The following is an 18,678-nucleotide window of genomic DNA, read 5'->3' as shown; positions in this document are numbered from 1 at the left end:
GCGGATGACGCTCAGGCCGGACTACGTCGGGTCTCGCTCGGCGTATGCCCGGTCCAGCGCTTGAACGCACGACGGAACTCGCGCACGTCGTTGAAACCGATCTGGCTGCCGACGCTGGCGATGGTCACTTCCGCGTCCTGCAGAAGTTCCAGTGCGCGTTCGGTGCGCACGCGGTCGTGCACGGCGCTGAAGCTGGTGCCTTCCTCGGCAAGCTGGCGGCGCAGCGTGCGCTCGCTCAGGTGCAGCGCGGTGGCCACATCCGTCATCTGCGGGTTGTCGCGCAGGCGTGGCCGCAACTGGCGCTCGACTGCGGCGGTGGTTTCGCCGCGCAATGACATCGCGGTCAGCTGTGCGCGGCACAGCGCCAGCGCCTGTCGCGAGGTCACCGGGTTGTAGCTGGCGAACGGCAGCTCCAACCATCGCCGGTCGACGACCATCGCGTGCCGGGGCTGGTCGAAGCGCACCTCGCAGCCGAACAGTTCCCCGTAACGCGCCGCGTAGCGTGGCGCGGGATACCCCAGGTCCATCCGCACGGGGCGGAACTCGGGGCCGGCCAGTTCGCGCGCCAGCATCAGCGTGCTGGCGAACATCTCTTCGCACAGGAAGGGCAGCAGGTCCGCCGCCTCCTCGGGTGCGGTGGCCACGACGGCCAAAGCACCGTCGTCGCCCTCCTGCATGTCCAGGTCCATCAGCGGGCCGAGGTTGCGCTGGTATTCGAGGCCGATCTGCACGGCGTCGCCGAAGGTCGGCGCAGTTTTCATCGCCAGCCCGAGCAGGCCGAAGTTGCCGCCGTTCTGCTTCTCGCCCATGGCCAGGCCCACGCCGTCGATCGGCAGGGTGGGCAGGGCGCGTCGGATGATCTCGCTGGCCTGGCGGTAGGACACGCGCGCCAGCGGATCGTGGATCTCCTGCACGTTCATCCGCATGCCGGCGAACCAGCTTTCCGCATTCACGCCGAATTCGCCGGCCAGCAGCACCAGGCCGCACAGCATGTTGGTGGGCAGGTTGGCGATCGAGAGGCGATTGCCCAGTCCGGTTTTCCAGCGCATCGAGGCCGCTCCAGCTTGTCCGCTTTGCCCCCCGTAGTATGCCGCTCCCGCCCTCTGTGTCACATAGGCCGCCGCACCAGACTGCTTGGCACTACGCAGGCGTATGGGAGGGGAGACTCATGCAGCGCACCATTTCGGTGGCAGTGGCTGGCGCATTGGCGCTCATGGCCGCCGGCTGCCAACCCAAAGCACCGGACACCGCCGCCGTGGCGGCCGCCGACGCCGGCTTCGCCGCGACCTTGCAGGAGCGTCTACTGGACGCCAAGCCGGGCGACGTCATCGAGATTCCGGCCGGCCGCCACAGCTTCGACCGCAGCCTGACCCTGCGCGCGGACGGGGTGACCATCCGCGGGGCCGGCATGGACAGCAGCGTGCTGAGCTTCAAAGGGCAGAAGGCCGGCGCCGAGGGGCTGCTGGTCAACGGAAACGACTTCACTATCGAGAACCTCACCATCGAGGACTCCAAGGGCGATGGCCTGAAGATCAGCGAGTCGTCGAACATCACGATCCGTGGCGTGAAGGTGCAGTGGACCGGCGGCCCGAGCACCAAGAACGGCGCCTATGGCATCTATCCGGTGCTGACCAAGAACGTGCTGATCGAAGACACCGTGTCGATCGGTGCGTCCGATGCGGGCATCTACGTAGGCCAGTCCGACGGCGTGATCGTGCGCCGCAGCCGCGCCGAACAGAACGTCGCCGGCATCGAGATCGAGAACACCATCAACGCCGACGTCTACGAGAACGTCGCTACCGGCAACACCGGCGGCATCCTGGTCTTCAACATGCCGGGCCTGTCGCAGCAGGGTGGGAACATCCGCGTCTATGCGAACAAGGTGATCGCGAACAACCACGAGAACTTCGGCGCCAAGGGCACCCCGGTGGCCAGCGTGCCGGCCGGGTCGGGCATCGTGATCAATTCCAACGACGACATCGAAGTGTTCGGCAACGAGATCCGCGACAACGCGACCGCCAACATCATCGTGTCCAGCGTCTATTCCACCGGTTACAAGGACAGCAGCGCGTCGCCGAACTTCGATCCGTATCCCGAGCGCATCCATGTCCACGGCAACACGCTGTCCGGTGGCGGCGATTCGCCGGACGGCTTCGACCTGAAGGCGCTGAAGGTGGCCACGTACGGCCTGCGCGGCAATTTCCCCGACGTGCTGTGGGATGGCTACTTCAACAAGGAGCGCGTCGTCGACGGTAAGAAGGTGGGACCGGAGATCTGCCTGCGCGACGTCAACGGCGTGGTCAACGCGGACGGCCCGGGCGGTTACAAGAGTCCGAGCAAGGACGCCAAGGTGCACGACTGCGAGCTGCCGCGGCTGCCGGCGGTCGATCTGAAACGCGGTTGAGGACGGCGCATGCGGTATCGCGTCATGGCGTTGCTGGGGGTCGTGGCGGCCTGCATGGTGCTGGCCGCGTGCCGGCCCGCGCAACGCGTGCATTTCTTCGCGGAAGGCCAGCCAGCTTCGCTGGAAGAGTGGGGCGTATTGCGGATCGAGGACGGTCGCCTGCGCCTCAACGACGGCGTGGTGCCGTACGATCTCAACACGCCGCTCTTCAGCGACTACGCGCACAAGTTGCGCACGGTGTGGATGCCGGAGGGCACCTCGGCCACGTACCAGCCGGAGCGGAGTTTCGACTTCCCGGTCGGCACCATCCTCAGCAAGACGTTCTATTACCCGCTGCCGGAAGGGCAGGCGTGGGATGGCAAGTCCGTGGCGCGGACACCGCCTTCGCAGTCATCACTGGAAGGCGAGGCGCTGGATCTGTCCAAGGTGCGGCTGATTGAAACCCGGCTGCTGGTGCATCGCGCCGAGGGCTGGGTCGCGCTGCCCTATGTGTGGAACGATGCGCAGACCGAAGCCACACTGAAACGGACAGGCGACCTGGTCGCCCTCGAACTGGTCGATACACAGGGGCGGCGCGAGGCCGCCAACTACCAGGTGCCCGACCAGAACCAGTGTGGCGGCTGCCACATCACCGACAACAAGTCGCGCAAGCTGCTGCCGATCGGTCCGAAGGCACGGCATCTGAACCGCGATTTCGACTATGCGTCCGGTCGCCAGAACCAGCTGGCCCATCTGGCGGGTGTCGGCTATCTGGCCGGCGTACCAAGCACGCCGCCGCGACTGGCCGATGCGATGGATACGCAGGCGCCGCTTGATGCGCGCGCCCGCGCCTACCTGGACGTCAATTGCGGCCATTGCCACAGCGCCACGGGTCCGGCGATCACCTCGGGCCTGTGGCTGGATGCGCAGACGCAGGACCGGCTGAAGCTGGGCTTCTGCAAGCAGCCGATCGCCGCGGGCAAAGGCACGGGCAACCGGCGCTACGACATCGTGCCGGGGCATGCGGCCGATTCCATCTTCGATTACCGGTTGGACAGTGACGACCCCGCGATCATGATGCCGGAGCTGGGGCGCTCGGTCGTCCACCACGAAGGGGTGCAGCTGATCCGGGCATGGATCAATGCGCAGGCGGGCAGTTGCGATACGGGGACAGGTACAGGCAGTGAACCATCGCCGGCCACCTGAGGCCGGTATCCGCACAACGCTTCCGGGAGGGCGTGATGAGAGTGATGCAACGGAATCTGGTCGTAGGGCTTCGGCGCGCGCTGTTCGGCAGTTGCGTGGTGTTGGGCGCGAGCGGGACGGCCTGGGCCCAGGCGACGCCGGAAGGCGAGCAGCAGGCCACCAACCTCGACACCATCACCGTCACCGCCCAGAGCCGCCAGCAGGAATTGCAGGACGTGCCGATCGCGCTGCAGGTCGTCGACCAGCAACTGCTCGATGACGTGGCGGCGGAGAACCTGGGCGATATCGACGCGTTCGTGCCGGGCCTGGTGGTGGATGCCGCGCAGCCCACGCAGCCGTCCTTCCGCCTGCGTGGCGTGGAGACCAACGACTTCGGCATCGGCACCGACCCAGCCGTCGGCATCTTCGTCGATGGCGTGTACGGCGGTCGCGGCGGCGGGGTGCTGCTGCCGTTCCTCGATGTCGAGCGCATCGAGGTGCTGAAGGGGCCGCAAGGAACGCTGTTCGGCCGCAACACCGCCGCGGGTGCGATCTCGCTGGTGACGCGGCGGCCGCAGGACGAGACCGAAGCCCGCCTGCGACTGCGGCTCGGCAACTACGGCAAGCAGTACGTGGATGCGATGTGGAATGTCCCCGTCAGCGATGTCTCGGCGTTCCGCGTGAACGCGCTGTTCAACCACAGCGACGGCTGGTTCCAGGATGGCGCCACCGGCAAGGACCTGGGCGGCGAGAACGTGTGGGCTGCGCGTGCCGCATGGCAGCTGCGCATCGGTGACCACACCACCGCGCTGCTGAGCTGGGACCACGAGAGCCTGGACCAGAATGGGCGCGTCACCACCGGCATCGTGCCGTTGCCTGCGTTTCCGCAACGGCCGCCTGTGCCGGTCGATCCTGACGATTACCTCGACCCGCGCAAAACGCCGACCTACAGCGATGCGGAGAATGCCGAGTGGCGCACGTTCGACGGCGTCAACGTGATCGTCGATCACGCCTTCACCTGGGGCAACCTGACCTCGACCTCGTCGTGGCGCGAGTACGACTCGAAGAACCAGACCGAGGAAGACGGCACCAACCGCACCGATCTCTACATCGATTCCGTCAACACCGAAAGCAACGAGACGTTCTACCAGGAGTTCAAGTTCTCCGGCAGCAGCGCGCGGCTGGACTGGGTGGCAGGCGCCAGCTATTTCAAGGAGGACGCCGAGCAGACCAGTGAGGTGAACACCAATACGACCGCGCTCGGAAGCATCCTGGCGAACCAGGGGTTCGCGGCGCCGGCGGGCTTTCCGTTTGCGCCCGAAGGGACCCCCTTGCTGTTCGTCATGTCGCAGATCGGGCAGGCGAACGGTTTGCCGTCGCTGCTTGGCTACGGTTGGAACGAAGTCTTCAACAACACCCTCGAAACCACCGCCTATGCGGCCTTTGGCGATGTCATCTGGCGTGCGACCGACAGGCTGAACGTTACCTTCGGCCTGCGCTACACCCGCGACGAGAAGAGCTTCAGTTGGTTCAACGGGCCGCGCAACGCAGCCACGTTCGATGCGGTGCTAAACGCGTACCTTGGTGCCGGCATTCCGCAGATGTTCCTGGCGGATCTTCCGCCGGAAGCGGCGGCCCAGATCATGTACGCCCTCACTACGTCGGTGGCTTTCGTCGACCCGCCGGCGGTCGTCAACAAGGGAATCACCAATCGTGACAAGAAGAGCTGGAGCGACTTCAGCCCGCGCTTCGTGGTGGACTACCACCTCAACGACAAGACCATGGTCTTCGGTTCGCTGGCCAAGGGCTACAAGGCGGGTGGCTTCAACGCGCTGCAGATCGGTCCGGCCTTCGAGAACGAGGACGTCTGGAACCTGGAAGCCGGCATCAAGCAGTCGCTCGGCCGCTTCGCCTGGAACGCCTCGGTGTTCCACTACCGCTACGACAACCGCCAGTCGGTGCGCCTGATCGATCCGGACCCGAACAACCCGGTCGACATCCCGCGTTTCGTCTTCGACACTGGCGATCTGGAAGCCACCGGCATCGATGTCGACCTGCGCTGGAAGGTGACTGACGGCTTCACCCTGGATGCGCAGGCCGAGTGGATCGACTCCAAGTACAAGGACTACGTGACGCCGGAAGGCGTGGACCTGGACGGCGAACCGACCGGCGAGCCGCGCTTCACCGCCTCGGTCGGCGCGGCGTACAAGGTCGATCTGTCCGAGCGTGGTGAGCTGCGTTTCTCGGCGCGGCATGCGTACCGCGGACGCAGCCGCTGCAATGCGGGCTCGGACCTGCAGGGCGACTGTGGCGTCAATGCACTGCTCGACATCGGTGAAGCGCGTGACCGTACCGACGTGCGCATCGGCTGGACCGCGCCGCAGGGGCACTGGAGCTGGGCGATCTACGGCAACAACGTGTTCGACAACCAGTACGTGAAAGGGCTGAACACCTATGGTCGGGGACCGCTGGGCGTGGTGGGCGCCACCATCACCGAGCCGCGCACCTACGGCATGGAAGTAGCCGTGAAGTTCTGATCCGCGCGGCGACGTGACGGACGTGGGCCCCGGCATCGTGAGATGCCGGGGTTTTTGTTTGGCGGCGTTCCCGGCATCCTTGTGCGATGCCTGCACGTCGCGACTCGCCGTCCATCGAACTTTCCGCCGAACCCCTGAGTCGCCTTGCCGGCGTGGGCCCGCGCGTGGCGGAGAAGCTCGCGGCACGTGGACTGTTGACCTTGCAGGACCTGTGGCTGCACCTGCCGCTGCGCTACGAAGACCGCACCGCGATCACGCCGATCCGCCTGTTGCAGCCGGGTGTGCCGGCCCAGGTCGAGGGACGCGTGGAGGCGGTCGAGCGCGGCTTCCGCTACCGGCCGGTGCTGCGTGTGGCCGTGGCCGATGATGCGGGCGGCTCGCTGGTGCTGCGCTTCTTCCATTTCCGCGCGGCGCAGGTCGGGCAGTTCGCGGTCGGCGCTCGCATCCGCTGCTACGGCACGCCCAAGCCGGGGCAGAACGGCCTGGAGATCATCCATCCCAGCTATCGCGTGCTGGGCGATGACGACGATGCGGCGCTGGGTGAAGCGCTGGATCCGGTCTATCCCGCCATCGAAGGACTGGGCCCGGCGAGCATTCGCAAGCTGGTCGGCCAGGCGCTGGACCGGTTGCCGGGCGACGACCGTCTGGAACTGCTGCCCGTCGGACTGCTGGAAGGGCTGGGGTTGCCCTCGCTGAGGCAGGCGCTGCTGACCATGCACCGCCCGCCCCGCGATGCGGATGTCGCATCGCTTGCATTGGGTACGCATCCGGCACAACGTCGCCTGGCGATCGAGGAACTGCTCGCCCATCACCTCAGCCTGCGCCGGCAGCGGCTTGCATTGCAGCAGCACAAGGCGCCGGCGCTGAAAGGCAAGGGCACACTCGTGAAGGCGCTGGTGAAAGCGCTGCCCTTCACGCTGACCGGCGCGCAGCAGCGCGTGTTCACCCAGATCCGTGAAGACATCGCCAAGTTTTCACCGATGCTGCGGCTGGTGCAGGGTGATGTGGGTAGCGGCAAGACCGTCGTCGCGGCGCTGGCAGGCATGCTGGCAGTCGAAGCGGGCAAGCAGGTGGCGCTGGCGGCGCCGACCGAGCTGCTGGCCGAGCAGCATCTTGCCAACCTGCGTGCCTGGTTGGAGCCGCTGGGTGTACGTGTAGCGTGGTTGGCCGGCAAGGTCACCGGCAAGGCACGCGCCACCGTGCTGGCGCAGGTGGCGTCGGGCGAAGCGCAGGTCGTGGTTGGCACTCATGCACTGATGCAGGAAGCGGTGGTCTTCCATGACCTGGGCTTGGCCATCGTCGACGAGCAGCATCGCTTCGGTGTGCACCAGCGACTCGCACTGCGCGACAAGGGGGCGGGCGGGGACAACGTGCCGCACCAGCTGGTGATGACTGCCACACCGATCCCGCGCACGCTGGCGATGGCGGCCTACGCGGACCTGGACGTATCGGCCATCGACGAACTGCCGCCTGGCCGCACGCCGGTGCAGACGGTTGCGCTGAGCGCCGAGCGACGGCCGGAACTGGTCGAGCGCATCCGAATGGCGTGCGCGGAAGGGCGGCAGGCGTACTGGGTCTGCACCCTGATCGACGACAGCGACGAAGTGGTCGCGCAGGCCGCGCAGACCACGTTCGAGACCCTGTCCGCGTCGTTGTCCGCGCTGCGGGTCGCGCTGGTGCACGGGCGCATGAAGGCGGCCGACAAGCAGGCCACGATGCGCCGCTTCAAACAGGGCGAGATCGACCTGCTGGTCGCGACCACGGTGATCGAGGTCGGTGTGGATGTTCCCAACGCGTCGCTGATGATCATCGAGAACGCCGAGCGACTGGGGTTGGCCCAGTTGCACCAGTTGCGCGGTCGCGTGGGCCGCGGTGCCACGGCATCCACCTGTGTGCTGATGTACCAGGCGCCCCTGTCGATGATGGCCAAACACCGGCTGGCGACGATGCGGCAGACCAATGACGGCTTCGTCATCGCCGAGAAGGATCTGGAACTGCGCGGCCCGGGCGAGCTGCTGGGCACGCGGCAAACGGGACTCGCGGCCTTCCGCGTTGCCGATCTCGCGCGCGATGCGGGACTGTTGCCGCAGGTGCACGCATTGGCCGAGCGATTGATGACCGAAGATCCTGCCGCGGCGGATTGGGTGATCCATCGGTGGGTAGGTGGGGCGGCGCGTTACGCGTCTGCGTAGCCCTCCCGCGGGTCGTCGCGCTTCCATGGCATCGCCCGCGGTGCGAGACTCGGCGGCCAAGAAGACGAAGAGAAGAAGATGACGGACAGGATTCCCCTGCTGGTCGACACCGATCCGGGCGTCGACGATGCGCTGGCCCTGCTGATGGCCTTCAACGATGCGCGCCACCACATCGTCGGCCTGACCATCGCGGCCGGCAACGTAGGCCTACAGCACACCGTGCGCAATGCATTGAAGCTGTGCGAAGTCGCGGGCCGCGACGATATTCCCGTGTTCGCCGGTGCGCCTGCGCCGTTGCTGCACCCGTCGCCGGATGCGGGCTACGTGCACGGCCAGGACGGCTTCGGCGATGTCGGCTACACGCCGGCATCGCTCCAGGTGGATGCCGAACATGCGGCGCTGGCGATCCTGCGTCTGTCGCACGAACATGCAGGCCGACTGGTGCTGGTCGCGCTCGGGCCGCTGACCAACGTCGCGCTGGCGCTCAAGCTGGACCCGACACTGCCGCAGCGGATAGCGCGCTTCGTGGTGATGGGCGGCGCGGTCACCTGCCACGGCAACATCACCCCGGCGGCGGAGTTCAATTTCTATTTCGACCCGGAGGCGGCGCACCTGGTGCTCGAGGCCTTCGACCGCTACGACCTGGCCGACTGGGAGGCGACCATCGCCCATGGGTTGCACCATGAACGCGTGGCGGGCTGGCTGCGGGCCGATTCCGCCCGCGCCCGTTTCTACGACCAGATCTCGGAGAAAACCCGGCTGTGGTCCGCCGACCGCCGCGGCGACCACTGGTATGCCGCCGATGCGCTGGCCATGGCGTTCGTGTTGGCGCCGGAAGGCGCGCTGGAGCTGGCCGAGCGCCCCCTCGCCATCGAGCTGCAGGGTGCCCATGCCCGCGGGGCCTCGATCGTGGATTGGCGCCGGGAAGGGGGGCGGCCCGACCAGGCCAACATCCTGCTGCGTTACGACCAGGCCCGGTTCGAGGCCCTGATCGAGGCGGCACTGGCCGCTGGCTGAGGGGCCGGGTTGCGCCGGCAGGGCAGGGCGGTCTACAATGCCGCTCTTCCATTCCCTGCTACACGGTGTTCCCGCCATGAAGGCCGACATCCACCCGAATTACCGCGAAGTCGTCTTCCACGACGTGACCTCCGATTTCAAGTTCCTGACGCGCTCCACGCTGGGCAGCAAGGAAACGACGAAGTGGGAAGACGGCAACGAGTACCCGCTGATCAAGGTCGAAATCTCTTCGGCTTCGCACCCGTTCTACACGGGCAAGCACAAGGTCATCGACACCAGCGGCCGTATCGACAAGTTCCAGAAGCGCTACGCGCGCTGATCGAACCGTCGTTCGCCTGATCCGCCTGCGGCCGCGCCTAGTGCGCGGCCGTTCGCGTTTGCGCGTACTCATCGTGCGACGTGCCGGAACGCAAGGTTGCGTCCGCGGCCTTAGTCTTTGGTCTGACTTTGGTGTCGTATCGAGCGACGGCTCCAGACCCGCTATGCGATAATTCGGCTCATCCAAGGTTCACTCCCTGGACTCCCGTCACGCGCCGACCGGACCTCTGGCCGGCGTTACCCCACGAAGGAGCGCACACTGTGTCCGAACTTGACCAGGTCACGCTGAATGCCGGCGACAAATCCGTCGTCCTGCCAGTCCTGAAACCCACGCTTGGCAACGACTGCGTCGACATTTCCAAGCTGACCAAGGAAACGGGTCTTTTCACCTACGACTCCGGTTTCACCGCCACGGCCAGCTGCAAGTCGGCCATCACCTACATCGATGGCGACAACGGCGTACTGCTGTATCGCGGCTACCCGATCGAACAGCTGGCGCAGCACTCGAACTTCCTGGAAGTCTCGTACCTGCTGATGAACGGCGAGCTGCCGACCCCGGCCGAATTCGCCAAGTTCGAGCACGAAGTCACGCATCACACGATGATGCATGAGTCGTTGAAGAACTTCCTGCACGGTTTCCACTACGACGCGCACCCGATGGCCATGCTGGCCGGCACGGTCGCCTCGCTGTCGGCGTTCTACCACGACACGCTGGACCTGGAAGACCCCGAGCAGCGCCGCCTGGCCGCCATCCGCCTGCTGGCCAAGATGCCGACGCTGGCCGCCGCCGCGTACCGCTACTCGATCGGCTGGCCGATCCGCTATCCGCGCAACAACCTCGACTACGTCGACCGCTTCCTGCACATGATGTTCGAAGTGCCGAGCGAGCCGCTGGAGCTGAACCCGGTCGTCGCCAAGGCGCTGGACCTGCTGTTCATCCTGCACGCCGACCACGAGCAGAACGCGTCGACCTCGACGGTGCGCCTGGTCGGTTCGACGGGTGCGAACCCGTACGCCTCGGTGGCCGCGGGTATCACCGCCCTGTGGGGTCCTGCACACGGCGGCGCCAACGAAGCCGTTTTGAAGATGCTGGAAGAGATCGGCGATGCGAAGAACGTCGCGTCTGCCGTCGCCAAGGCCAAGGACAAGGAATCGGGCTTCCGCCTGATGGGCTTTGGCCACCGCGTCTACAAGAACTTCGATCCGCGCGCCAAGATCATCCGCGAGATGACCCACAAGGTGCTGGGCGAACTGGGCGTGGACGATCCGCTGCTGGAAGTGGCGATGCGACTGGAAGAGGCGGCGCTGAAGGACGAGTACTTCATCCAGCGCAAGCTGTACCCGAACGTCGACTTCTACAGCGGCATCATCTACAAGGCGCTGAAGATCCCGACCGAAATGTTCACCGTCATGTTCGCCATCGGCCGCACCGCCGGCTGGGTGTCGCACTGGCTGGAGCAGCAGGTCGATCCGGAAGCGAAGATCGGTCGTCCGCGCCAGATCTACACCGGCTACGCGCCGCGCGACTACGTGCCGAACGACAAGCGCTGATATCGCGAGCAACAAGAAAAAGGCCCCGCAAGGGGCCTTTTTCTTTGGCTGCATCAGGCGTCAGGTTGCACCGCCACACGAGTCGTCAAGGCATGCAGGGCGAACCCGTGGATCATTCCGTCCGTGGTGGTCGTGCAGTCGGATAGCACGCTGACCCGATAGCGGGCCGCTGCGGGCGATAGCGCCGTGAAGACCACGCAGTTCTGCGTCATCATGCCGGCGAGCCGCAGGTCGGTGGTGCCTAGTCGGTCCAGTTCGCGGGAAAGATCGGTCTGGTGGAAGCTGTCGGTATGCCGTTTCACCACCACGGGAGCATCAGGCGCAGCGGAAATGATCCGGGCATGGAGGGCGACGCCGTCGGTGCCCGCCTGGAACAGCGGACTGTCTGCGGCTGCGGCGATGTGCTGGACCAGCATGACGTGTTCGCCACGTGAGCGGGCCCGGCCGATGGCCGCGACGATGGCATCGAGGGTGGCGTCGGCGTTCCACAGCGGGAGCGCACCGCCGGGGAAATAGTCGTTCTGTACGTCGATGACGAGCAGGGCGGTGGTCATGGGGTACCTTGGGAAGGAAGGGGTACGACACCGTAGTGACGGGCCTTGCCAGCGGTAATTGCAGTCCGCAAGAAGCCGCACCGTTTTCCTTGAGGATCGAAAGACATGCCCTTGGACAAGATGGACCGCACCATCCTGGCGGCTCTGGCACGCGATGCGCGCATGACGTGGCAGGCGGTGGGGCGCCAGGTGCACCTGACCGGCCAGGCGGTCGCCATGCGCGTACAGCAGATGGTCGACGGCGGCACGATCCGAGGCTTCACGGTGGTGCGTGGCGACCTGCGGCGCTACTTCATCACGGTCTTCATGGACACGCCGCAGTTCGACGCGTTCGAAACATTCCTGCAGGCCCATGCGGACGTGGAAAGCGCCAGCAAGACCGCCGGTGAAGGGTGCTACCAGGTGACCCTGGCGTGCGATAGCGAGGCTGGCCTCGATGCGTTCACGCAGTCGCTGCTGCGCTACGGGCGCTACAAGGTGGCGAGCGAAATGCGGCGCGTGAAGCCTTAAGGCACTGCCTCAGCGACGCGCGGTATCCAGTTCGTAGCTTGCGATGTCTTCTTCGGCGAGCAGCTGCCGGAGCTGCGCAGCGGAGGCCCGTTTCATCGGCTTCTCGTCGACGCTGGATAGCGGGGCCTGGCGCAACGCGTCGTGCGGCAACACGGTCAGGTCGAAGCCCAGGTCCTCGGCACTGAACACCCAGACCGGCAGGTCGGCCACGCGCTCGCGATCGATGCGCAGCCGCCGCTCACGCGACTCGGCAGGAATGCGGTGCTCCTCAAGGAAGCGGGTGATGGCGTCCGGATCGTCACTGTGGACGTGCATGTGGACGGGGGTGTTGGCATCCGCCGTGCCCTCGAGCACCGGTCCGACCAGGCGCGGGGAGAATCCGGACAGGAACTCCATTGCACGTAACGCCGCTTCGCGTCGCTGCCGCAGGCGGGTTGCGTGGGATTCGCCGGCGAACAGGCGCTGGTACTCACGCAGCGCATCCTCGATCTCGCGATTGCGGGGCAGGGAGGCATCGTCGTGGATGCCCAGCCGGCTGGCGGCCTTTAGCTTGGCCTGATGGAAGTCGCGGATGCCGCCTTCGGCCATCAGCCGGGCGGCTTCGTGCGCCAGTCGCTGGCGGCGCTCGCGGGTACGGGTTTCGGCGTGCTGACGGGCGTGGTGCATGGTGAGCCTCCGCGTCGAAACTGACCGCGAATGTACACCATGTCCCTGACGCGTCCATGACGGCGCCCTGGCGCCGTCATGAAAGGGTTTCAGGCCGCCTGCGGTCAGAAGATGTCGAAGGCTTCCTCGTCGGGAACGGCATCCTCGGGGCCATACAGGTCGTAGTCCTGGATGCGCTCCATGTCCTCGACCTTCACCCACTCGGTGACGCCGTTGAGCGTGGCCTGCACCATGCCTTCCGGGGGATCGTTCTGTGCGACCGGCGTGTCCTTCAGGGCCGCACGCATGTAGTCGATCCAGATCGGCAGCGCCGCCTTGCCGCCATACTCGCGATAGCCCAGCGACTGGAAGTTGTCGCGACCCACCCACACCACGGTGGCGTAGGTGCCGCCGAAGCCGCCGAACCAGGCGTCGCGGTGGTCGTTGGTCGAGCCGGTCTTGCCACCGACATCTTCACGCCCCAGCACCTTGGCCGCCGTGCCGGTGCCGCGCTGGACCACATCGCGCATCATCGAGACCAGCTGGTAGGCCGTGCGCTCGTCGATCGCGCGCGGTGCGGTCACCGTGTTCGGGTCGACCGGCTTTTCTTCGACCTTGGGCGTCGAGGCCGCCGTCGCCGGCTTGGCCGCTTCGGCGGGGCCGAAGTTGAATCCATCCACCACCTGCGAGGCCGGCGTGCTGGCGCCGAACTGGCCTGCGCCGCAGCCGCGGCAGGCGACAGCCGGGTTCTCCTTGAACACCACGTTGCCTTCGCGGTCCTTCACCTGGTCGATGAACCAGGGTGTCACGCGCGAGCCGCCGTTGGCGAACACCGCGTAGCCGCGGGCGACCGACAGGGGCGTGAGCGAGGCCGTGCCCAGCGACATCGACAGATTGGGCGGCAGTTCGGCCTCGTCAAAGCCGAACTGGCTGATGTAGGTGCGCGCGAACGGCACGCCGATGCCGTCGAGCAGGCGGACCGACACCAGGTTGCGCGACTGCACCAGCGCCTCGCGCAGCCGCATCGGGCCACGGAAGCCACCACCGTCGTTCTGGGGCCGCCACATGTGGCCGCGGCGGTCGCGGAACACGACCGGCGCATCCAGCACGATCGAGGCCGGGTTGAAGCCCTTTTCGAACGAAGCGGCATACAGGAAGGGTTTGAAGCTGGAGCCCGGCTGGCGGCGCGCCTGCGTGGCGCGGTTGAACTTGTTGCCCGCGAAGCTGTAGCCGCCGACCAGTGCGCGCACCGCGCCGGTGTTCGCGTCGAGCGAGACCAGCGCGGCTTGCGCGCGCGGCACCTGGTCGATCACGTAGCTGCCTTCTTCCTTGCCGGCCTTGATCCGGGTCAGGTCGCCGCGCTTGAGCAGCTTGGCGGGGGTGCGACCGGTCCACTTGCTGGCAGCGACCGGCAGGGTGATTTCCTTGCCATCCGCCATCACCACGGTCGCACTGCCATCGTCGGCAACGCGTGCGACGACCACCGGGAGCAGGCCGTTCTGCGCGGGAATGCCCCGCAGGTGGGTCGCCAGGGCCGTTGCATCCGCATCGGCAGCCACGTCGAAATGCTGCTCCACGCCGTTCCAGCCATGGCGGTGGTCGTACAGGCCCAGGCCGTCACGGACGGCGTCGTTGGCCGCGGTCTGCAAGGTGGCATCCAGAGTCGTGACCACGTGGTAACCCTTGGTCAGGGCTTCGGCGCCGAAGCGCGCGATCATCTCCTGGCGGACCATCTCGGCCACATACGGGGCGTAGACCTCGATCGGCCGCTCATGCGGCTTGGCGTGCATCGGTTCTGCCTTGGCCTGGGCAGCTTCCGCGGCACTGACGTAGCCGTCCTCGCGCATGCGCTCGACGACATAGGCACTGCGCTGCTGGTTGCGACCGGGATTGCTGATCGGATTGCCGCTGGAGGGGAACTTCAGTGCGCTGACCAGGGTGGCGGTCTCGGCCAGGGTCAGCTGGTCCAGCGTCTTGCCGTAGTAGTACTCGGCTGCGGCCGCCACACCGTAGGACCGGTTACCGAAGAAGCTCTTGTTGAGGTACAGCTCCAGGATCTCGTCCTTCGTCAGCATGTTCTCGATGCGCATCGCCAGCATCATTTCCACCAGCTTGCGGGTGTAGCTGTACTCGGAGCTGAGGAACCACTGCCGGGCGACCTGCTGGGTGATCGTGCTGCCACCGGCCACGCGCCCTTCCTTGCGGCTGACGATCTGCCAGACGGCGCGGGCGATGCCGGTCGGGTCGATGCCGTTGTGCTCGTAGAACTTGCTGTCCTCGGCCGCCACGAAGGCCTGCTTGACCCGGGCCGGAACCTTGTCGATCTGGACGGGGTAGCGGCGGATCTCGCCGTACAGGCCCATCAGCCGGCCGTCGCTGGCATAGATGTAGAGGGGTTCCTGCAGCTCGACGTTCCGCAGGGACTGGACGTCCGGGACCTTGGACGAGACCGTGTAATAAAGAACCCCCAGGCCAACGGCGCCAGCCAGGGCAAGTATCAGGAACGTGATGAGGGTCCAACGGAGAAGACGACGGAACCGGGACATCCAGTGCTTTCCGATTGCAGAATTCGTAGCGGCAGAGTATAGATGACCGCCGGGATCGCCACAGGTGATTCCATGGGGAACAGGGACTTGGGGAACAACCCTCGTGAAACGTGACAAGCCGCACAGCCACGTCATCGGCGGTTGCCAAGCGTAAAAAGTTAGTTATTAATGGCGGCGCCAGTCGTGCGCCCAGTGCCCGTCGGAAGGGGAAAGACCGTGGGGCTAATCCCAAAAAGCCAGTCGCCGCTGATCGGCGTCGACATCAGTTCGACTGCGGTGAAACTGCTGCAGCTGTCGCGCGTGGGCAACCGTTACCGGGTTGAACACTACGCCGTCGAGCCGCTGCCGCCGAATGCCGTGGTCGAGAAGAACATCGTCGAGGTCGAGGCCGTCGGCGAGGCCATCCGCCGCGCGGTCAACCGCGCCGGCAGCAAGGCCAAGCATGCGGCAGCCGCTGTAGCGGGGTCGGCGGTGATCACCAAGATCATCCCCATGCCTGCCGACCTTGACGAGAGCGATCTGGAAGCCCAGGTCGAACTCGAGGCCGTCAACTACATTCCGTATCCCATCGAGGAAGTGAACATCGACTTCGAGGTGCTGGGCCCGATGCCCAACAACCCGGAGATGGTGCAGGTCCTCCTCGCCGCGTCCCGCTCCGAAAACGTGGAGCTGCGCCAGTCGGCGCTGGAACTCGGCGGCCTGACCGCTAAGGTCATGGACGTGGAAGCCTTCGCGGTGGAGAACGCCTTCGCCCTGATGGCCACCGACCTGCCGATTCCGCAGGACGGCGTGGTGGCCCTGGTCGACATCGGCGCCACCATGACGACGCTCAATGTGTTGCGGCGCGGCCGCAGCCTTTACAGCCGCGAACAGGTGTTCGGGGGCAAGCAGCTCACCGACGAAGTGATGCGCCGCTACGGGCTGACGTATGAAGAGGCCGGCCTGGCCAAGCGTCAGGGCGGGCTGCCGGAAAGCTACGAAGTCGAAGTGCTGGAGCCGTTCAAGGAAGCCACCGTCCAGCAGATCAGCCGTCTGCTCCAGTTCTTCTATGCCGGCAGCGAGTTCAACCGCGTCGACCAGATCGTGCTGGCCGGCGGTTGCGCGGCGTTGCCCGGCCTGCCCGAGATGGTGGAAGAACAGCTGGGCGTGCCGACCGTGGTCGCCAACCCGCTGGCGCAGATGACCCTCGGCCCGCGCGTGCAGGCGCATGCGCTGGCGCAGGATGCCCCCGCGCTGATGATCGCCACCGGCCTGGCTTTGAGGAGCTTCGACTGATGGCAAGAATCAACCTACTTCCATGGCGTTCCGAACGCCGTGTGCAGCGCCAGCGCGAGTTCTACCTCATGCTGGGCGTGGCGGCGGCCACCGGTCTTGCGCTGTCATTCCTGCTCTGGCTCCACTTCGATCTCCAGGTGTCCGGCCAGACCGAGCGCAACAATTTCCTGAAGGACGAGATCGCCAAGGTCCAGGCGCAGAACAAGGAAATCGAGAAGCTCGACGAGCAGAAGCGCCGCCTGCTCGCCCGCAAGGATGTCATCGAGAAGCTGCAGGCCAACCGCTCGCAGATGGTGCATCTGTTCGACTCGTTGGTCCGCACGATCCCCGATGGCGTAATGCTGGCGAACATCAAGCAGGATGGCGAAGTGCTGACCCTGCAGGGCCGCGCGCAGTCCAACGCCCGCGTCAGCGCCTACATGCGCAATCTTGAGACCTCCGGCTGGATGACCAAGCCCGAGTTGTCGATCATCGAAGCCAAGCCGGAAGAGGTCAAAACGCTGACCAACACCGGCGCCGGTAGCGCGCTGCCCTACGTGTTCACCTTGCAGGTGAGGTTGGCCAATCCGACCGCCGAGCAGGAAGCCGAAACCGCTGCCGAAGGCGCAACCCCGGCTGATCCGGCAGCGCCCGCCGCGACACCGACACCCCTGGAAGGGCAGCCTTCCACGCCCGCACCGGCGGCACCCGCACCGGCGGCACCGGCAAGCAGCACTCCGGCTTCCGGGAGCAACTCATGAGCCAGAAGACGTCGCTCAAGAACCTGGACTTCAACAACATCGGCGGCTGGCCGAAGAACGCCAAGATCGGTTTCTGCGTGGTGCTGGTGATCTTCATCCTGGCCCTCGCGTACTTCGTCCTCGTGCGGGGCAAGACGCAGACGCTGGACTCGCTGGAGCAGGAAGAAGTACGCCTGCGCCAGGATTTCGAGAAGGAACAGGCCAAGGCTGCCAACCTCGAACCGCTGAAGCAGCAGCTTGCCCAGATGGAGCAGGTGCTACAGCAGATGCTGCGCCAGCTGCCCAGCAAGACCGAGATGCCGGACCTGATCATCGACATTTCGCAGACCGCGCTCTCCAGCGGCCTGACCAACGAACTGTTCCAGCCCGAGCCGGAAACGCTGAAGGAGTTCTACGCCGAGAAGCCGATCCAGCTGCGCATGGTGGGCAACTACCACCAGTTCGGTGCCTTCGTCAGCGGTGTCGCTTCGCTGCCGCGGGTGGTCATCCTGACCATGCATGACATCTCGTTGCAGCCGAAGGAAGGCAAGGGCGGTATCAACCGCGGCGCGCTGGAGCTGTCCGGCACGGTGAAGACCTATCGCTACCTCGATGAGACCGAAGTGGCCGAACAGGAGGCCGCGGCTGCAGAAGCGGCCAAGGCGGAGGGCCGTGGCAAGAAGAAGGCGCCCGCATCGGGAGGAGCCCCATGATGCGCAGCAAGTGGCATTGGATGATCCTCGCCGTCGTCGTGACGTCGGGTTGCGCCCGCGGCATCACCAGCACGCCGGGTGACGCGCCGAACCTGGAGAAGTGGGTGGAGGACGTGCGTGCGCGTCCCGCGCCGCCGCTCGAGCCGCTGCCCGTGATGCAGCAGTTCGAGACCTTCGAGTACGCCGCGCAGACGTTGCGGGATCCCTTCAGCAATGCGTGGAGTAACGCCGACGCGGGCGGGCTGCGGCCTGATCCGAACCGGCGCAAGGAAACACTGGAGCAGTACCCGCTGGACAGCCTGGACATGGTCGGTACGATCGGTAAGGGGGCAGGTCTGGTGGCACTGGTGATGGGGCCCGACAAGGTCACCTACCGGGTACGTCCGGGGAACTACCTGGGCCAGAGCGACGGCCGGGTCACCTCGGTCCGCGAAGATGGCGTGGAACTTGTCGAACTAGTGCCGGATGGCGCGGGTGGCTGGCTGGAACGGCCGGCATCGCTTGCGCTTGAAGATCAATGATTGGGGGATACA

The 18,678-nt window shown here is 65.9% G+C and carries 16 protein-coding genes; 12 read left to right on the top strand and 4 right to left on the bottom strand.

Annotation, left to right across the window (positions count from 1 at the left end):
* Nucleotides 1–11 precede the first annotated feature (11 nt).
* Nucleotides 12–1,049 carry an AraC family transcriptional regulator gene (locus IB225_RS06940; RefSeq protein ID WP_225583298.1) on the bottom strand — a complete coding sequence of 346 codons (1,038 nt, stop codon included), beginning with the start codon at nt 1,047–1,049 and terminating at the stop codon, nt 12–14.
* Between the two features lie 119 nt (nt 1,050–1,168).
* Here IB225_RS06940 and IB225_RS06935 point away from each other — a divergent pair, with 119 nt between their 5' ends.
* The 7 genes from IB225_RS06935 to IB225_RS06905 all read left to right on the top strand — a co-directional run bounded on the left by IB225_RS06935 (nt 1,169) and on the right by IB225_RS06905 (nt 11,183).
* Nucleotides 1,169–2,404 carry a parallel beta-helix domain-containing protein gene (locus IB225_RS06935; RefSeq protein ID WP_192310447.1) on the top strand — a complete coding sequence of 412 codons (1,236 nt, stop codon included), beginning with the start codon at nt 1,169–1,171 and terminating at the stop codon, nt 2,402–2,404.
* A gap of 9 nt (nt 2,405–2,413) precedes the next feature.
* A complete protein-coding gene (locus IB225_RS06930; protein ID WP_192310446.1) occupies nt 2,414–3,589 on the top strand; it encodes an SO2930 family diheme c-type cytochrome in 1,176 nt (391 codons plus the stop codon).
* A gap of 44 nt (nt 3,590–3,633) precedes the next feature.
* Complete coding sequence (locus tag IB225_RS06925) at nt 3,634–6,105, top strand: TonB-dependent receptor (protein ID WP_192310445.1); 2,472 nt, start codon at nt 3,634–3,636, stop codon at nt 6,103–6,105.
* 86 nt (nt 6,106–6,191) lie between these two features.
* A complete protein-coding gene (recG, locus tag IB225_RS06920) occupies nt 6,192–8,297 on the top strand; it encodes an ATP-dependent DNA helicase RecG (RefSeq protein WP_192310444.1) in 2,106 nt (701 codons plus the stop codon).
* 78 nt (nt 8,298–8,375) lie between these two features.
* Nucleotides 8,376–9,314, top strand: a complete 939-nt coding sequence (locus IB225_RS06915; RefSeq protein ID WP_192310443.1) for a nucleoside hydrolase — start codon at nt 8,376–8,378, stop codon at nt 9,312–9,314.
* Nucleotides 9,315–9,390: 76 nt separating this feature from the next.
* Nucleotides 9,391–9,633 (top strand): type B 50S ribosomal protein L31, encoded by a 243-nt coding sequence (locus tag IB225_RS06910; protein WP_162336762.1) that lies wholly within the window; start codon nt 9,391–9,393, stop codon nt 9,631–9,633.
* A gap of 260 nt (nt 9,634–9,893) precedes the next feature.
* On the top strand, nt 9,894–11,183 hold the full coding sequence (locus tag IB225_RS06905; RefSeq protein WP_192310442.1) for a citrate synthase: 1,290 nt from the start codon (nt 9,894–9,896) through the stop codon (nt 11,181–11,183).
* A gap of 53 nt (nt 11,184–11,236) precedes the next feature.
* Here IB225_RS06905 and IB225_RS06900 read toward each other — a convergent pair whose 3' ends face one another.
* Nucleotides 11,237–11,737, bottom strand: a complete 501-nt coding sequence (locus IB225_RS06900; RefSeq protein WP_192310441.1) for an isochorismatase family protein — start codon at nt 11,735–11,737, stop codon at nt 11,237–11,239.
* A 105-nt stretch (nt 11,738–11,842) separates the two neighbouring features.
* Between IB225_RS06900 and IB225_RS06895 the strand changes: the two genes are divergently transcribed.
* The gene (locus tag IB225_RS06895) at nt 11,843–12,247 is read left to right on the top strand and encodes an Lrp/AsnC family transcriptional regulator (protein ID WP_192310440.1); all 405 of its coding nucleotides are present in this window, start codon (nt 11,843–11,845) and stop codon (nt 12,245–12,247) included.
* Between the two features lie 9 nt (nt 12,248–12,256).
* Here the strand turns inward: IB225_RS06895 and IB225_RS06890 are convergent, their stop codons facing one another.
* Nucleotides 12,257–12,913, bottom strand: a complete 657-nt coding sequence (locus tag IB225_RS06890) for a hypothetical protein (RefSeq protein WP_192310439.1) — start codon at nt 12,911–12,913, stop codon at nt 12,257–12,259.
* Nucleotides 12,914–13,017: 104 nt separating this feature from the next.
* Nucleotides 13,018–15,438, bottom strand: coding sequence for a penicillin-binding protein 1A (locus tag IB225_RS06885; protein ID WP_192310438.1), 2,421 nt, complete (start codon nt 15,436–15,438; stop codon nt 13,018–13,020).
* A 216-nt stretch (nt 15,439–15,654) separates the two neighbouring features.
* Here IB225_RS06885 and IB225_RS06880 point away from each other — a divergent pair, with 216 nt between their 5' ends.
* From IB225_RS06880 to IB225_RS06865, 4 genes are read left to right on the top strand one after another with little or no spacing between them, the layout of a single operon-like run.
* Complete coding sequence (locus tag IB225_RS06880; RefSeq protein ID WP_345776577.1) at nt 15,655–16,713, top strand: pilus assembly protein PilM; 1,059 nt, start codon at nt 15,655–15,657, stop codon at nt 16,711–16,713.
* A complete protein-coding gene (locus IB225_RS06875; RefSeq protein WP_192310437.1) occupies nt 16,713–17,453 on the top strand; it encodes a PilN domain-containing protein in 741 nt (246 codons plus the stop codon). Before IB225_RS06880 ends, IB225_RS06875 begins: the two co-directional genes overlap by 1 nt.
* The gene (gene pilO, locus IB225_RS06870) at nt 17,450–18,145 is read left to right on the top strand and encodes a type 4a pilus biogenesis protein PilO (protein ID WP_192310436.1); all 696 of its coding nucleotides are present in this window, start codon (nt 17,450–17,452) and stop codon (nt 18,143–18,145) included. Before IB225_RS06875 ends, pilO begins: the two co-directional genes overlap by 4 nt.
* Complete coding sequence (locus tag IB225_RS06865; RefSeq protein WP_192310435.1) at nt 18,142–18,666, top strand: pilus assembly protein PilP; 525 nt, start codon at nt 18,142–18,144, stop codon at nt 18,664–18,666. The genes pilO and IB225_RS06865 overlap by 4 nt, the downstream gene beginning before the upstream one ends.
* The last annotated feature ends 12 nt before the right edge of the window (nt 18,667–18,678 follow it).

The sequence above is a fragment of the Pseudoxanthomonas sp. PXM02 genome, assembly GCF_014851805.1.
Taxonomy (GTDB): Bacteria; Pseudomonadota; Gammaproteobacteria; order Xanthomonadales; family Xanthomonadaceae; genus Pseudoxanthomonas_A.
This window is presented reverse-complemented; position numbering and strand designations above follow the sequence as displayed.

Coding starts and splice junctions, on each gene's coding strand:
- IB225_RS06875 (WP_192310437.1), top strand. CDS start 16,713: ATGGCAAGAATCAACCTACTTCCATGGCGTTCCGAACGCCGTGTGCAG.
- pilO (WP_192310436.1), top strand. CDS start 17,450: ATGAGCCAGAAGACGTCGCTCAAGAACCTGGACTTCAACAACATCGGC.
- IB225_RS06925 (WP_192310445.1), top strand. CDS start 3,634: ATGCAACGGAATCTGGTCGTAGGGCTTCGGCGCGCGCTGTTCGGCAGT.
- IB225_RS06865 (WP_192310435.1), top strand. CDS start 18,142: ATGATGCGCAGCAAGTGGCATTGGATGATCCTCGCCGTCGTCGTGACG.
- IB225_RS06930 (WP_192310446.1), top strand. CDS start 2,414: ATGCGGTATCGCGTCATGGCGTTGCTGGGGGTCGTGGCGGCCTGCATG.
- IB225_RS06940 (WP_225583298.1), bottom strand. CDS start 1,049: ATGCGCTGGAAAACCGGACTGGGCAATCGCCTCTCGATCGCCAACCTG.
- IB225_RS06895 (WP_192310440.1), top strand. CDS start 11,843: ATGCCCTTGGACAAGATGGACCGCACCATCCTGGCGGCTCTGGCACGC.
- IB225_RS06885 (WP_192310438.1), bottom strand. CDS start 15,438: ATGTCCCGGTTCCGTCGTCTTCTCCGTTGGACCCTCATCACGTTCCTG.
- IB225_RS06910 (WP_162336762.1), top strand. CDS start 9,391: ATGAAGGCCGACATCCACCCGAATTACCGCGAAGTCGTCTTCCACGAC.
- IB225_RS06915 (WP_192310443.1), top strand. CDS start 8,376: ATGACGGACAGGATTCCCCTGCTGGTCGACACCGATCCGGGCGTCGAC.
- recG (WP_192310444.1), top strand. CDS start 6,192: ATGCCTGCACGTCGCGACTCGCCGTCCATCGAACTTTCCGCCGAACCC.
- IB225_RS06900 (WP_192310441.1), bottom strand. CDS start 11,737: ATGACCACCGCCCTGCTCGTCATCGACGTACAGAACGACTATTTCCCC.
- IB225_RS06890 (WP_192310439.1), bottom strand. CDS start 12,913: ATGCACCACGCCCGTCAGCACGCCGAAACCCGTACCCGCGAGCGCCGC.
- IB225_RS06935 (WP_192310447.1), top strand. CDS start 1,169: ATGCAGCGCACCATTTCGGTGGCAGTGGCTGGCGCATTGGCGCTCATG.